14 protein-coding genes are annotated in these 14,361 nt (G+C 66.1%); 8 read left to right on the forward strand and 6 right to left on the reverse strand.

Translation table 11 applies throughout. The features are described from left to right. Positions 1-34: 34 nt before the first annotated feature. A complete protein-coding gene (locus IEY68_RS20265) occupies positions 35-1,681 on the reverse strand; it encodes an acyl-CoA synthetase (RefSeq protein WP_058853259.1) in 1,647 nt (548 codons plus the stop codon). A 62-nt stretch (positions 1,682-1,743) separates the two neighbouring features. On the opposite strand from IEY68_RS20265, the gene IEY68_RS20270 reads away from it, so the two are divergent. Further along, positions 1,744-2,526 carry a crotonase/enoyl-CoA hydratase family protein gene (locus IEY68_RS20270; RefSeq protein ID WP_058853260.1) on the forward strand — a complete coding sequence of 261 codons (783 nt, stop codon included), beginning with the start codon at positions 1,744-1,746 and terminating at the stop codon, positions 2,524-2,526. A gap of 268 nt (positions 2,527-2,794) precedes the next feature. Here the strand turns inward: IEY68_RS20270 and IEY68_RS20275 are convergent, their stop codons facing one another. From IEY68_RS20275 to IEY68_RS20285, 3 genes are all read right to left on the reverse strand, one after another. Next, positions 2,795-3,214, reverse strand: coding sequence for a VOC family protein (locus IEY68_RS20275; protein ID WP_082681140.1), 420 nt, complete (start codon positions 3,212-3,214; stop codon positions 2,795-2,797). Positions 3,215-3,329: 115 nt separating this feature from the next. Further along, entirely contained in the window at positions 3,330-3,917 is a 588-nt protein-coding gene (locus IEY68_RS20280) for a hypothetical protein (protein ID WP_058853261.1), read from the reverse strand. A 4-nt stretch (positions 3,918-3,921) separates the two neighbouring features. Beyond that, positions 3,922-4,428, reverse strand: a complete 507-nt coding sequence (locus IEY68_RS20285; RefSeq protein WP_156426018.1) for a hypothetical protein — start codon at positions 4,426-4,428, stop codon at positions 3,922-3,924. A 578-nt stretch (positions 4,429-5,006) separates the two neighbouring features. On the opposite strand from IEY68_RS20285, the gene IEY68_RS20290 reads away from it, so the two are divergent. Continuing rightward, positions 5,007-6,011: a sigma-70 family RNA polymerase sigma factor gene (locus IEY68_RS20290; RefSeq protein ID WP_062998182.1), complete on the forward strand. Its 1,005-nt coding sequence runs from the start codon at positions 5,007-5,009 to the stop codon at positions 6,009-6,011. Between the two features lie 36 nt (positions 6,012-6,047). Here the strand turns inward: IEY68_RS20290 and IEY68_RS20295 are convergent, their stop codons facing one another. Continuing rightward, positions 6,048-7,085, reverse strand: a complete 1,038-nt coding sequence (locus tag IEY68_RS20295) for an LLM class F420-dependent oxidoreductase (protein ID WP_062998184.1) — start codon at positions 7,083-7,085, stop codon at positions 6,048-6,050. Positions 7,086-7,146: 61 nt separating this feature from the next. On the opposite strand from IEY68_RS20295, the gene IEY68_RS20300 reads away from it, so the two are divergent. The 5 genes from IEY68_RS20300 to IEY68_RS20320 are packed head-to-tail and all read left to right on the forward strand — an operon-like array spanning position 7,147 to position 11,758. After that, complete coding sequence (locus tag IEY68_RS20300) at positions 7,147-8,160, forward strand: Zn-ribbon domain-containing OB-fold protein (RefSeq protein ID WP_373292991.1); 1,014 nt, start codon at positions 7,147-7,149, stop codon at positions 8,158-8,160. A gap of 13 nt (positions 8,161-8,173) precedes the next feature. After that, positions 8,174-9,241 (forward strand): thiolase family protein, encoded by a 1,068-nt coding sequence (locus IEY68_RS20305; protein ID WP_229718882.1) that lies wholly within the window; start codon positions 8,174-8,176, stop codon positions 9,239-9,241. After that, positions 9,238-10,404, forward strand: a complete 1,167-nt coding sequence (locus tag IEY68_RS20310; RefSeq protein WP_058853438.1) for a thiolase family protein — start codon at positions 9,238-9,240, stop codon at positions 10,402-10,404. Before IEY68_RS20305 ends, IEY68_RS20310 begins: the two co-directional genes overlap by 4 nt. Positions 10,405-10,406: 2 nt before the next feature. Next, entirely contained in the window at positions 10,407-11,282 is an 876-nt protein-coding gene (locus IEY68_RS20315) for a TIGR03619 family F420-dependent LLM class oxidoreductase (RefSeq protein WP_058853439.1), read from the forward strand. 59 nt (positions 11,283-11,341) lie between these two features. Then, positions 11,342-11,758, forward strand: a complete 417-nt coding sequence (locus tag IEY68_RS20320) for a nuclear transport factor 2 family protein (RefSeq protein WP_058853266.1) — start codon at positions 11,342-11,344, stop codon at positions 11,756-11,758. Positions 11,759-12,459: 701 nt separating this feature from the next. Here IEY68_RS20320 and IEY68_RS20325 read toward each other — a convergent pair. Further along, positions 12,460-13,341: an NAD(P)H-binding protein gene (locus IEY68_RS20325; protein WP_058853267.1), complete on the reverse strand. Its 882-nt coding sequence runs from the start codon at positions 13,339-13,341 to the stop codon at positions 12,460-12,462. 84 nt (positions 13,342-13,425) lie between these two features. Here IEY68_RS20325 and IEY68_RS20330 point away from each other — a divergent pair, with 84 nt between their 5' ends. After that, positions 13,426-14,286 carry a helix-turn-helix domain-containing protein gene (locus IEY68_RS20330; RefSeq protein WP_156426019.1) on the forward strand — a complete coding sequence of 287 codons (861 nt, stop codon included), beginning with the start codon at positions 13,426-13,428 and terminating at the stop codon, positions 14,284-14,286. Positions 14,287-14,361: the final 75 nt, after the last annotated feature.

A 14,361-nucleotide genomic window follows, 5' to 3' on the forward strand; every position in this document is an offset into this window, starting at 1 on the left:
CAATCCATGCGGCAGCCCCCACGTGTGCGCCGTATCACGAAGCGCTACCCGCCGAACCGTGTTCGTCGGCGTCGCGCTCCTCGGTCTGGGCCTTGGCCCACTTGTAGTCGGGCTTACCCGCCGGGGACCGCTTGATCTCGTCGACGAACCACAGGCTGCGCGGCAGCTTGTAGGAGGAAATCTCCCGGGTCAGCACCGGCCGCAGTTCTTCCAGCGTGGGGCGGTTCTCGCCACGACACTGCACCACGGCCGCCACCCGCTGACCCCAGCGCTCGTCCGGGACCCCGACCACCAGCGCGTCGAAGACCTCGGGGTGGCATTTCAGCGCGCCCTCGACCTCCTCCGGGTAGATCTTCTCGCCACCGCTGTTGATGCTGACCGACCCGCGGCCGAGCATGGTGACACTGCCGTCCTCCTCGACCCGGGCGTAATCGCCGGGGATGGAGTACCGAATACCGTTGAACTCCTTGAAGGTGGCCGCGGTCTTCACCGGGTCGTTGTAGTAGCCGACCGGGATATGTCCCTTGCGCGCGATCACGCCGGTCTGGCCGGAGCCGGGGACGACCGGGTTGCCCTCTTCGTCGAGCACCGCCGTGGAGGCGTCGATCTTCACCCGCGGACCGCCGGTATGCGTCGCACCCTTGGCGGCGATGGAGATACCGCCGAAACCGGTTTCCGAGGAGCCGATCGAATCGGTGATCACCGTATTCGGGAGCAGGTCGATGTACTCGTCCTTGAGGGCGGGCGAGAACAGTGCCGCGCTACTGGCCATCGCCCACAGGTTCGCGTGCTGGTAGGACTCACCGGTTTCCGGATGACCGACCTTCAGCGCGTCCAGCATCGGACGGGCCATGGCGTCGCCGGTGATGAAGACCATATTGATGCCATGGGCGTCCACGGCCTGCCAGACGACGTGCGCGTCGAACTCCGGAATCATGATGGTTTTACCACCGTCGAACAAGCCGTGGAAGACCGCGGTCTGCGAACCACCGTGGATCAGCGGCGGAACCGGGTAGCGCACCATCTGGCCACCGGCCGCGCCGTTCTTGGCCTGCTGCCATTCGTCCTGGACGTACTCACCGGTCATGAAATTGATACCGCCGCCGAGCACCCGCCACCAGTCCTCGTGCCGCCACATCACGCCCTTGGGCATACCGGTGGTGCCGCCGGTGTAGATCATGAAGACATCGTCGTTGGACCGATCGCCGAAATCGCGTTCGCCCGACGATTCCGCCAGTGCCGCTTCATAGTCCACGGCGTCCGCGGGTGTGGCGGCGTCGGTGTCGTCGTCGACGATCAGCACCGCCTTCAGATGCGGAACCTCGGCCCGGACATTCACCACCTTGTCGGTGTAGCGACGCTCATGGATGAGCGCCACCATGTCCGAATTCTCGAAGATGTACTGCAACTCGTTCTCGACGTAGCGGAAGTTGACGTTGACGATGACTGCCCGCGCCTTGAACACCGCCAGCATCGATTCCACTGCCTCGATGGTGTTGCGCGAGTAGATACCGACCTTGTCGCCCGGCTGGACACCGTGTTCCAGCAGGTAGTGCGCTAGCCGGTTCGCTCGGTCCTCCAACTGGGCGAAGGTTACCGAGCGGTGGTCGTCAGCCAGCGCAACACGGTCCGGCACGAGGTCGATGGTGTGTTCGACGAGGTCGGCTATGTTGTACGTCACAAGGTCAAAAATAGAACGTGTTACTGTTTCCCGCAAGGGTCCGAGTAACAGGAGAAACAACGATGCCTCAATGCCTCGTCGAGAAGCGCGGCCATGTCCTCATCGTCACCATGAACCGCCCCGAGGCGCGCAACGCGCTCTCGACCGAGATGATGGCGATCATGCGCGACGCCTGGGATCAGGTCGACAGTGATCCGGATATCCGGGTCGCGATCCTGACCGGCGCGGGTGGGGCCTTCTGCGCGGGTGCCGATCTCAAGGGCATGACCCAGCAGCACCCTGGTGATTCGTTCGCGGGCGGGGGCTGGGATCTGTCCAAGATCGAGGCGTTGCTGAAGGGCCGGCGGCTCACCAAACCGCTCATCGCGGCCGTCGAGGGCGCGGCCATCGCCGGCGGAACCGAGATTCTGCAGGGCACCGATATCCGGGTCGCAGGCGTTAGCGCGAAGTTCGGGGTGTCCGAGGCGCGCTGGGGTCTGTTCCCGCTGGGCGGCTCCGCGGTCCGGCTCGTCCGTCAGGTCCCCTACACGGTCGCCGCCGATATCCTGCTGACCGGCCGGCATCTGAGTGCCGCCGAGGCCAAGGACATCGGTCTCATCGGCCATGTGGTCCCGGACGGGCAGGCGCTCGACAAAGCGCTCGAACTCGCCGACCTCATCGCGGCCAACGGCCCGCTCGCGGTACAGGCGATCCTGCAGACCATCCGCGACAGCGAATGCATTCCCGAGGAAGAGGCCTTCCAGATCGACGCCAAACTCGGCACGGCGGTCTTCCAGTCCGCCGACGCCAAGGAGGGCCCCAAGGCCTTCAAAGAGAAGCGCAAGCCGAACTTCAGCGGCAAGTAGGAACCGGATCCGGCGACAGCACACCCGGGCGCGCTCCGTCTCGCGTCCGCAACCTCCGGTGTAATCCCACCCGTGAAAGCCACCCCGGATCCGGCTCAGCCGATCGGGACTCGGCCGTACACGGACTGGAGACCACGAAGCCGGGATCGCCTGCCCGCCGCACAGACAGTGCCCGATCCAAGCGGCCGGCCCTCGGCCGGTACTGCACAGCAAAACGCCGAACGCCCGGCCGACAACTTGTCGGCCGGGCGTTGGCGCGGATGCGCTACTACTCCGCGCCCGGGTAGTCCATGTAGAACGGCTCCCACTGGTGACCGTCGGGATCCAGAAAGGTCCGCCCGTACATCCCGACCTGCGCCTCCTGGGCCTGCTTATCGGTGTTGACCTCCTCGGTACCGCCGGAGGCCACTGCGGCCGCGGTCAGCCGATCGACCTCCTCGGCACTGCCCAGCGAGAGCGCGTAGGCGGCGCCGGTGGCGGCCCGGGTGTCGGCGATCGGCCGCCGGCTGAAGGTACTGAAGTGCCCGTGGGTGAGCAGCATCAGGCAAATGTTGTCGTCGACCACGATGCAGGCGGCGTTGTCGTCGGTGAAGTCGTCGTTGACCTTCCAACCGAGCGCCTCGTAGAAATTCTTGGACCGTCCCAGGTCGGTGACGGGTAGGTTCACAAAAATCATCTTGCTGGTCACGGTTTCGGTCCTCTCGAAGTGGTGGTCCGCGTTCGCCGGCTGCAAACGTTCAGACGCGGACCGAGCCCGTAAATCATCGGTGGGTCCGGACTCCACTGGGCGGCCGAGTCGATGACTACGGCTGAGCTGGTCGGACTTCGCTTGCCTTTGCGTACTTTCCGTGGCTGCCTTCGCCGATGAGCCATGTCACCGGCATGCCCGGCGTGATGAGTTGTTCGTCACCGTGGAATTCCCAGAATGAGAAACATACGTCGCCGGAGTGGCTGGCAATGAGGCCGTCGTAGCTGTGTGGGAGCCACCATCGGACCACTCCGTCGAGACTCGGGTCGGGGTCCTTCGCCACCTTGACCTGTCCGTACGGTATCGAGCCGCCCGGACCGGACCATCCTTCGACGGTAGGGAGCAACGGCTGGTCCCCACCATCTGGAGCGGCGGGCCAGATTCTTCCGCTGCGCGTCAGGATATCGTCATGGATGCGCCGGACAAGTTCGTAGGCCATGCCGCTGGGGGTGAGCTCGTTGGGGGTGCAGCCGAGGAACACGTTCAAGGCCGGGATGGTGAATTCTACCCACCATCCCGGTGGGGAAGGCTGCCGAAGGAGACGCTCGGGAATCGTTTCGTCGATGTGCACTTCGAAGCCCAGGGCCGCCTCGATATCGGTCGCCAGCAGGTCGGCGCCGCGCCGCGCTGTCTCTTGATCCATGTAGCTATCCTGGCGAATAGGGAACGGTGCAACGGTTGATGGGGGTCACGTACAGAACTTTGCCGGCGGCGTGTGAGGCAATCACCTGGATTTCGTCCCCGGACTCGTATACGTAACGCCCCTTTTGTAGCCGGGGGATCGTCATGTGCAGGTTGTTGTCCTTGTGCAGCGTATCCGTAAGCAGGCTCTGGCCGTTGACCAATATCTGGTAGTCGTACCTGCCGGGGATATGGGCGATATCGTTGATGAACATGGCCCATGCGATGTTGCCGATGGAGTCCGTTCCTGCCGGACGCGTGTCGACTTCGACTCTGCCCCAGTTGGTCGTGACTCTGTGGTTGGTGCACGGCTGATACTCGGCTTGTGCGGTACCGGAAGCCTGCACACTCGTGATCATCACGATCGTCGATACCACTGCGAAGAGAAGTGTTCGACCGAATCGGCCCGCCGACTTCGGCGTGACTGCCCGAATCCGGCCAGCGCCGCGTTCAGGCGGAAAGGGCGATGTCACGATCTCCTTTCCGCGCTGGCGAGAGCGGTCGTGGATCCATTGACGGAATCCGTCAGAGCCATCCGAGCGGGGTCGCCTGCTCGGCGGTCGGCGCGGCCGGACCGGATTTTGTCCGTGCGAGTACGATCGCCCTCGCAGCGACGACCGTGCGGAAAAGGTTCATGACGTGTTCCCCATCTGTGTGTTCTGAACTGTGAACAGCTGCAAACGCAGCCCCGGATGTTGGGGAGTGGCAGCTCCCCGACATCCCCTGCCCGGCAAGAACTTGCATCGCCGCCTTTGGCCGACTCGACGAACCCCCATGACCGAGCGCTCGCAAGCCCGAAATTTGTTCTTGCTACGGGTTTTGACGGCAGCCCCCGCCGATCGGTTCCCCAGCTTCAAGAATTCTCTTCCGCCCGGAGCGCAGTCGCTTCGGTATGCATCTCCCGCACCCCAGTCGCTCCCGTCTACTCCTGCACGGAGAAGAGTCCGAGAATGTGGCTTCTGAGCCTGGTGTGAAACCTGTGCCACCGAGGAGAAAACAACGTGTTTCATCCTCTGTTCACGTGTCGGTGCGCTGTGCCACAGTGGCACCCATGAGCGAGCAGACCGGCACCGTCGATGCCGATGTCCTGAGATCTTTCGAGGCGCACAGACGGGAACTGTGCGCCTACGCCTACCGCATGCTGGGGTCGTCCTTCGAAGCCGAGGACGCCGTCCAGGACGCGTTCACCCGTGCCTGGAAGTCCTACGACTCCTTCGAGGGCCGGGCCAGCCTGCGATCCTGGCTCTACAAGATCACCACCAATATCTGCCTCGATATGCTCGACGGCCCGCAGCGCCGGGCCCGGCCGATGGATCTGTCCAGCCCGTCCACCCCGGACAAGCCGCTGCCACCCCCGCAACCGGATTACGTCTGGGTGGAACCCATCCCGAACTCGCTCGCCTTCGGCGCCGATCCCGCCGAGCACGCCACCGCCAAGGATTCCTTGCGCCTGGCCTTCGTCGCCGCCTGCCAGCATCTGCCCGCCACGCAGCGCGCCATCCTGATCATGCGCGAGGTACTGCGCTTCTCGGCCATCGAAACCGCCGAAGCGCTCACCATGAGCACCGCGTCTGTGAACAGCGCCCTGCAGCGAGCCCGCGCCACCATGAGCAAGGTCGCACCGGCCGAAACCGATAGTTACGACGAGAACGACGAGGACCAGCGCAAGCTGGTCGCGAGCTTTGTCGCGGCATTCGAGTCCTACGATATGGACGCGCTCACCACACTACTGAAAAGCGATGTGGCGCTGTCCATGCCGCCCTTCGATCTCTGGATCTCGGGCCCGGAGAACGTGGCCGCCTTCATGCTCGGCACGGGTGCGGCCTGCCGGAATTCGCGGTTGGTTCCGCTGGGCGGGGCCAACGGGCATCCCGCCTTCGGCCACTACAAGCCGAGCGGGGAGCCGGGGCGGTGGGCGCCGTGGTCGGTCACGGTGCTGGAGACGCGCGACGGCGTGATCACCGGCCTGAACTTCTTCCTCGATACCGAACGGTTGTTCCCGCTGTTCGGCCTGCCACCGGAGTGGACCGAGTCATCGGCGGGCGAGCCGGTCTGAGAACGGCCCGGCCACCGGCGAATTCTGCAACAAGTTCTACGGGGTGAGCAGTGGCGCCAACCGTTTCAGTTGGGCCACATCCGGGACCGAGACCAACAGCATGGTGACACCGGCGGTCTCCCAGACTCCGATCTGCTCGCGAACCTGGGTCTCGTTGCCGATGATCGCGGTCTCCAGTACCAGCTCGTCCGGTACGGCGGCCGCGGCTTCGGCCTTTCGACCCGCCTGGAAGGCGGTGCCGATCTCGTCGACTTCCTTCTCGTAGCCCATCCGGCGGTAGACCTGCGCGTGGAAATTCAGTTCCGGCGCCCCCATCCCGCCGATGTAGAGCGAGGTGATCCAGCGCATCCGTTCGATCTCGGCCGCCGGATCGTCGGTGATGATCACCTGCGCGGTGGCGGCGATCTCGAAGTCCTCCCGCGAACGCCGGGCACCCGGCCGCGCGAAGCCCTCGTCCAGCCATTCGTTGTACACATTCGCCATGCGAGGCGTGTAGTAGATCGCGAGCCAGCCGTCGGCGATCTCCGCGGTCAACGCCACATTCTTCGGCCCCTCCGCACCCAGCCAGATCGGCAGATCAGCACGTAGCGGATGGGTTATCGGCTTGAGCGGTTTACCCAGACCCGTGGCACCCGCGCCGTTGTAGGGCAGCGGATAGTTCGGGCCGTCATTGACCACCGGTCCCTGCCGGGCCAGCACCTGGCGCACGATATCGACGTACTCGCGGGTCCGCTGCAACGGTTTGGCGAACGGCTGCCCGTACCAGCCCTCCACCACCTGCGGACCGGATACCCCGAGCCCGAGGATCGCGCGACCACCGCTGAGATGGTCGAGGGTGAGCGCGTGCATGGCGGTCGCGGTGGGGGTTCGCGCGGACAACTGCACCACGGAGGTACCCAGCCGCACCCGCTCGGTCGCCGAACCCCACCAGGCCAGCGGCGTGAAGGCGTCCGACCCCCAGGACTCGGCGGCGAAGACCGCGTCGAACCCCGCTTCCTCGGCCGCCACGACCACTTCGGCGGCATGTTCCGGCGGTCCCGCGCTCCAATATCCGAGCTGCAATCCGAACTTCACATCCGACCCCTTTCCGGCCTACTGCTTGCCAGCAGAATAAGAACCTGTTCTACTCGATATCGTGACTCAGGGGAATACTGCACCCACGGTAATTACGCAGGAACGCCCGCCGGGACTGAAACCGAGCGATGTGCTCAGTGCGCCCCTGCGGATGGAGTTCGACTACACGCGCTCCGTGGGACCCGTAATCGGCAAGTTCCTTACCGGCCTGCGCGAGCGACGCGTCTTCGGTAACCGAGGTTCGGACGGCCGGGTACTCGTACCACCGGTCGAGTTCGACCCGGTGACCGCCGAACCGCTCTCGGAGTTCGTCGAGGTCTCCGCCACCGGCACCGTCAAGTCCTGGACCTGGGTCCGCGACCCGCTGCCCGGCCAACCCTTCGACCGGCCGTTCGCGTACGCGCTCATCCAGCTCGACGGCGCCGATTCCGCGCTGTTGCACGCGGTGGACGTGGCGAGCCCGGAGGAGATCAGCACCGGTCTGCGCGTGACCGCCCGCTGGGCGGCCGAACTCACCGGCACCATCCACGACATCGTCTGCTTCGAACCGGGTGAGACGCCGACGGCGGAACCGGCCCCGGCATCGGATGCCGAACCGGTCACCGTGATCACCACGCCGATCGGGATGGACTACAAGCACACCGCTTCCCCCGAGGAGAGCACCTTCCTGCGCGGGCTCAAAGAGGGCAAACTCATCGGCGCGCGGGCCGACGCGAACAGCAAGGTGTACTTCCCGCCGCGCGGGGTGGACCCGGTGGACGGCCGGTCCACCGGGGATACGGTCGAACTCGCCGATACCGGCACCGTCACCACCTTCTGCATCGTGAACGTGCCGTTCCTCGGCCAGCGGATCAAACCGCCCTATGTAGGTGCGTACGTGCTGATCGACGGTGCGGATATTCCCTTCCTCCACCTCGTGCTCGGCTGCGACGCCAGCGAGGTGCGGATGGGGATGCGGGTCAAGGCCGTGTGGAAGCCGCGTGAGGAGTGGGGTTACACCATGGCCAATATCGACCACTTCGAGCCGAGCGGCGAGCCGGATGCCGAATACGACACCTACAAGCATCACCTGTGAGAGGGCTCCCCGCGTGACCATCACCGAGCGTTCCATCGACAACGCCACCGAGATCGCCGTCGTCGGCTTCGCGCACGCACCGCATGTGTCGGAGACCTACGGCACCACCAACGGGGTGGAGATGCTGGTGCCCTGCTTCCAGCAGCTCTACGACCAGCTCGGCATCACCAAGTCCGATATCGACTTCTGGTGCTCGGGATCGTCGGACTATCTGGCCGGACGGTCCTTCTCGTTCATCTCCGCGATCGATTCGATCGGCGCCGTACCCCCGATCAACGAATCCCATGTGGAGATGGACGCGGCCTGGGCCCTGTACGAGGCGTGGGTGAAACTGCGCTCCGGTCAGGCGAAGACCGCCCTGGTCTACGGCTTCGGTAAATCCTCCGCGAGCATGCTGCGCAAGGTGCTCGCCACCCAGCTCGATCCCTACCTGGTCACTCCGCTGTGGCCGGATTCGCTGGCCATCGCCGGACTGCAGGCCCGCGCCGGACTCGACTCCGGGCGCTGGACCGAACGCAATATGGCGGCCGTTTCGGCCGCGCACACCGTCGACGGCACCTCGGTCGACGATCTGCTGGACTCCCCGTATATCGCCGACCCGCTCCGCGCGCACGACTGCGCGCCGATCACCGACGGCGCCGCGGCCATCGTGCTGGCTGTCGGGGACCGCGCCCGCGAACTGAACGAACGTCCGGCGTGGATCACCGGTATGGCGCACCGGATCGATTCCAGTGTGCTCGGCGCCCGCGATCTGACCACCTCACCCTCGGCAGCCGCCGCGGGGCAGGCGGTGACCACCGGAGACACCAGCGGTATCGACGTCGCCGAATTGCACGCGCCGTTCAGCCACCAGCAGCTCATCCTGACCGAGGCCCTCGGCCTGAAACCGGAGACGAAGGTCAATCCGTCCGGCGGCGCGCTGGCCGGAAATCCCATGTTCGCCACCGGGCTGGAACGCATCGGCTACGCCGCGCTGCCCATCATGGCGGGCACCGCGGGCCGCACCCTGGCACATGCCACCAGCGGCCCGGCCCTGCAGCAGAACCTTGTGACCGTTTTGGATTCGGAGGCCCGCCGATGAGTTTCCCCGCCGCGGTGCTGGGCACCGGACAGACCCATCACGTAGCCAAACGCAGCGATGTCTCGATGGCCGGGATGTGCCGCGAGGCGATCGACCGGGCACTGGCAGACGCCGACCTGACCATGGCCGATATCGACGCGATCGTCATCGGCAAGGCCCCGGACATGTTCGAGGGCATGATGATGCCCGAGCTGTACCTGGCCGATGCCCTGGGCGCACCCGGGAAACCGTTGCTGCGCGTGCACACGGCGGGCTCGGTCGGCGGTTCGACCGCCTGCGTGGCCGCCAACATGGTGCAGGGCGGCGTGCACGAGAAGGTGCTCGCCATCGCCTGGGAGAAGCAGTCGGAATCGAATGCCATGTGGGCGTTGTCGATTCCGGTGCCGTTCACGATGCCGGTCGGCGCGGGCGCGGGCGGATATTTCGCCCCTCATGTGCGCTCTTATATCCGGCGTTCCAACGCGCCCCTGCACGTCGGCGCGATGGTGGCTGCCAAGGATCGGCGCAACGGGGCCAAGAACCCGCACGCCCATCTCAAGCAGGGCGATAAAACCGTCGAGGAGGTGCTGTCCTCCCAGATGCTGTGGGACCCCATCCGGTTCGACGAGACCTGCCCGTCCTCCGACGGCGCCTGTGCCGTGGTCATCGGCGGCGAGAAATCGGCAGCCGCGGTGGAGGCCGCCGGTAAGAAAGTCGGCTGGATCCACGCGACCGCGATGCGCACCGAACCGCTGGCCTACGCCGGTCGCGACCAGGTGAACCCGCAGGCCGGCCAGGAAGCCGCGAAGGCGCTGTGGGCGCAGGCCGGGATCACCGATCCGCTGGCCGAGATCGACGCCGCCGAGATCTACGTCCCGTTCTCGTGGTTCGAACCGATGTGGCTGGAGAACCTCGGTTTCGCCGCCCCGGGTGACGGCTGGAAGCTCACCGACAAGGGTGAGACCGAGATCGGCGGTGCCCTGCCGGTCAACCCGTCGGGCGGGGTGCTCTCCTCGAACCCGATCGGCGCCTCCGGCATGATCCGTTTCGCCGAGGCCGCCAAACAGGTGATGGAGCGCGCCGGGGACTACCAGGTGGAGAACGCGCGCAAAGCCCTGGGACACGCCTACGGCGGTGGCTCTCAGTACTTCTCCATGTGGGTCGTGGGATCGGAACGCCGATGACGCTGAAGTTCAGCCTCGGAATCGCGCTGAGCCCCCTGGATCAGCTGCCCGAACTCGCCCGCACCGCCGAGGAGGCCGGGTTCACCTCGATCGCCCTGCCGGATTCGCTGTTCTATATGAAGTCCCAGGCGGCGAAGTATCCGTACACCCCCGACGGCAGCCGCTTCTGGGGTCCGGAGACTCCGTGGGTGGATCCGCTGATCGCCGCGACCGCCATGGCCGCGGTCACCACCCGGCTGCGCTTGTACACCAATGTGCTCAAACTCGGTTCGCGCAATCCGCTGCTGCTCGCCCGCCAGGTGGGGTCGGTGGCGAACCTGTCCGGTAACCGGTTCGGGTTCGGTGTGGGTATCGGCTGGGCACCGGAGGAATTCGAGTGGTGCGGGGTGCCCTATGCACGCCGCGGCGCCCGGGTCGACGAGATGATCGAGGTCATCAAGAAGGTCCTCGACGGCGGCATGGTCGAACACCACGGCGAGTTCTTCGATTTCGACGAGCTACAGATGAGCCCGGCGCCGAGCGAACCGGTTCCGTTCTATATCGGCGGTCACACCGACGTAGCGCTGCGCCGCGCGGCCAAGGTCGGCGACGGCTGGACCTCGGCCATGATGAAGTTCGACGATTTGCAGACCACCATCGCCAGGCTGGGTGAGCTCCGCGCCGAGTACGGGCGCGCCGAGGTGCCGTTCGAGATCCAGGCGGTCTGCATCGACAAGTTCGGCCGCGACGGCTATCAGGAGCAGTACGACGCCGGTGTCACCGATGCGATCGTGGTGCCCTGGCTCGCCGCCGGGATCGGATTCGACGGCGAACTCGAGGCCAAGAAGGACGCACTGCGCCGATTCGCCGAAGAACACATCCAGAACCCGATCAACTGACCGGCCACGTGCGCCGCCGCTCGGATGCGGCGGCGCACCAACCCGTCGAGAGGAACCCTATGAGCAGCGAGGAACATCCCGCCCGCGCGGCCGGGCTGGCCTCCCAGGCCGCGGTCCGCGCCCGGAACAAGGACGCCTGGCTCGCCCTGTTCGCCGCGGACGGCATCGTGGAGGATCCCATCGGGCCATCCGGTTTCGATCCCGAGGGCAAGGGACATCGTGGACCGGAGGCCATCGCGGCGTTCTGGGACAAAGCGATCGCCGCCACCGACTCCATCGATTTCCTTTTCGGTGATTCGTTCGCCTGCGGTGCCGAGGTCGCGTTCACCGGCACTATCCGCAGCGTCATCGGTGGCCACCGAATCGACGCGGAAGGCGTGTTCACCTACAGGGTCGACGATGCGGGCAAAATCCTCGCCCTGCGCGCCTTCTGGGAGATCGACCGGGCGATGGCGACGGCCGCACCGGCCACCTGAGCGGCGGCCGGCCGGTTTCCCTCCCGGTGCGGCCGCTTTCGAACCCCATACGGTCTGCCCGGCACGCCACAGTGGTGTGCCGGGCAGACCATATGCGCACACGATCGTGACAGGTCACGCTGCTTGCTCGGAAAGCTCGGCTCCGATCGATTCCGTGATCTGCCACCGGTGACAGATCACGCCCGGGCCTTGACTTCGACTCAGGTTCAGGTCACACCATCGTTCATATGACCATGGTTCTGTGACGGGTGCGGACTCGAACACGACGACTCCCTCGCTCCGCCGGACGAGGGCTGTGTTCTCGCCAGCGAGGAGGTGTCGATCGAGGAGCGAGGTGACCTCGGACCCCACGGCAGCTGGACCACTCACGCGGAACTCGCCCGCCGGTAGCACACCACGCACCACCGTGACCACGGCCGGGGAGTCCACAGTCTGCGACGCGAACCCCGATTGGCGATCGGTCACTGGTCTTTCGTGATCCGGACCGCCCACGGAAACCTCCTGTAAGACCCGCCCGCTTACATAGACCCTGTTGTGGTCGGCATGGTCGAAGCACTCGGCGGTGTCGCGGCCCTTCCGGGGCACACAACACGAGGCGCCCGGATACGAGCGGCGCGGGGCGGCGCCCGAACCCGGAGCCTCCAGCGGATGAGCTGTCCGGCACGAGACGAAATTCGCGCCCGCGGCCGCGTGGGCGAGGATCAGTACGCCCGCCAGTCGCTCGATACCGGCGGCCGGTCGAACGCCGAAACATGATCGCCGACCCAATCCGCATAGGCACGCGGGTCACGACCGAGAACTGCCGCGACATCGTCGGTCAGCACAGCATTGCCGCCCGCGCGCGCGAAGGCCTGACCCGCCAGCGCACCGTCCACGAATTCCGGAGTGGCTCCCGCGGCGAGCATATGGTCACGGGCGGCGGCCTCGGCGATATCGACCACTTCGACGGGACGCCCGAGCGCGGCCGCCAAGGCGGCGGCCTGGTCGTGAGTGGTGAGCAGTTCGGGGCCGGTGAGCGTATAGACGCGACCGGAATGCGCGGAAGACGACAATGCCTCCGCCGCGACCGCGGAGACATCACGCGGGTCGACCACACCCTGCGCACCCGAGCCGGTCAGGTTCGAGACGGGTAGACCGCTGTGGAGAGCCGGCGCCCAGCTGAGCGTGTTCGACGCGAAGGAGCTGGGACGCAATATGGTCCAGTCGACGCCGGCGGCACGAACCGCCTCCTCTCCGGGCAGATGCCAGGTACCGACCCGGCCGAGGGCCGGGTCGCCGGTGCCGATCGCCGACAGTTTCACGATCCGGCGGGCGCCGGCGTCGCGCGCGGCTCGGACGAGTGCGCGGTCGGCTTCGGCGTACTCCGGGCCGAGTACGCCGACGATGAATACCGCCACCGCACCGGCCAGCGCGCGTTGCATTCCGGGGAGATCAGAGTAGTCCCCGCCTACGACTTCCACCCCGGCGGGGAACCGGGCCGCGTCCGGTCTCCGGGTTATTGCGCGAACGCGCTCGCCACGCGCCGACAGGAGGCGGACGATCTCGCCGCCGATGGTGCCCGTGGCACCGGTGATGATGATCATGGGCACAACCGTGCCGTTGCGCGGACCGGACCGATAGGAAATTTCGGCACGGCGCAATCGTCCTGATCTGCATACAGTCGAAGGGTGACCATTGCGCAGGGCAAGGCGCCCGTGACAACCGACCTCACCGAGAGCGCGACGCCCGCACCGGAATCCCTGCGCCCCTGGTTCACCGAGCTCGGGCTCATACCGACGGTGCGCGATACGTCCGTCCCGTTCGCCCATGTCCCCCAGGCCGCCACCATGATCGTCCTGCGTACCGAGGACTGCGGCCCACGTGATGCCCTCGTACTCGGGCCGCGAACGAGGGCGTCCTATGCCGAAGCGGATAAACCCATGGGCTGTCTCCGGTTGCGGCTCGCTCCGGGCGCCGTCGGACCACTGCTGGGGGTATCCGCCGGTGAGCTGACCGACCGGATCGTCCGCCTTGCCGACCTGCCCGGTCCGGCGGCACAATTCGCCGGCGAACTCGTCGAATTGCGGCGCGACGAGCTCTTTCCCTATCTGGAACAGCGGCTACCGCAACGGATCCGGGAGAGCCCGGCCCAAGTATCGCATCGGGAACTGCTCCGTACCGCCGTCGAGTCCGTATCGGGCCGTGCCATGCCGGCCACTGTCCCGGCGCTGGCCGGCACCCTGGCGGTGAGCGAACGCCAGCTCCGCAATCTCTTCAGTTCCGGTATCGGCGTATCTCCCAAGCACTACACGCGGATAGACCGGATCCGGCGAGTGCTGACCCGTCTCGGAACATCACCGTGGTCGCATCTGGCAGTCGGCGCCGGCTATTACGACCAATCCCATCTGACCGCCGAGTTCCGTTCTTTGATGGGTGTCGCCCCCGGCTCTTTCCTCGGCGGTACCCGGCTGCCGATTGAACCCTGCCGCCCCGCGATATACGGCCGAACCATCAGCGGAACTGGAATCTTACGATCTGCACCCCTTTGACCAGCACCAGGTTCAATGGATCCGCGGGACAATTCCGGAGGCGTAGCCGATGGTGACGAACGGGCGGGGGGGGGG

The sequence above is a fragment of the Nocardia jinanensis genome, from assembly GCF_014645735.1.
GTDB classification, from domain to species: Bacteria; Actinomycetota; Actinomycetes; order Mycobacteriales; family Mycobacteriaceae; genus Nocardia; species Nocardia jinanensis.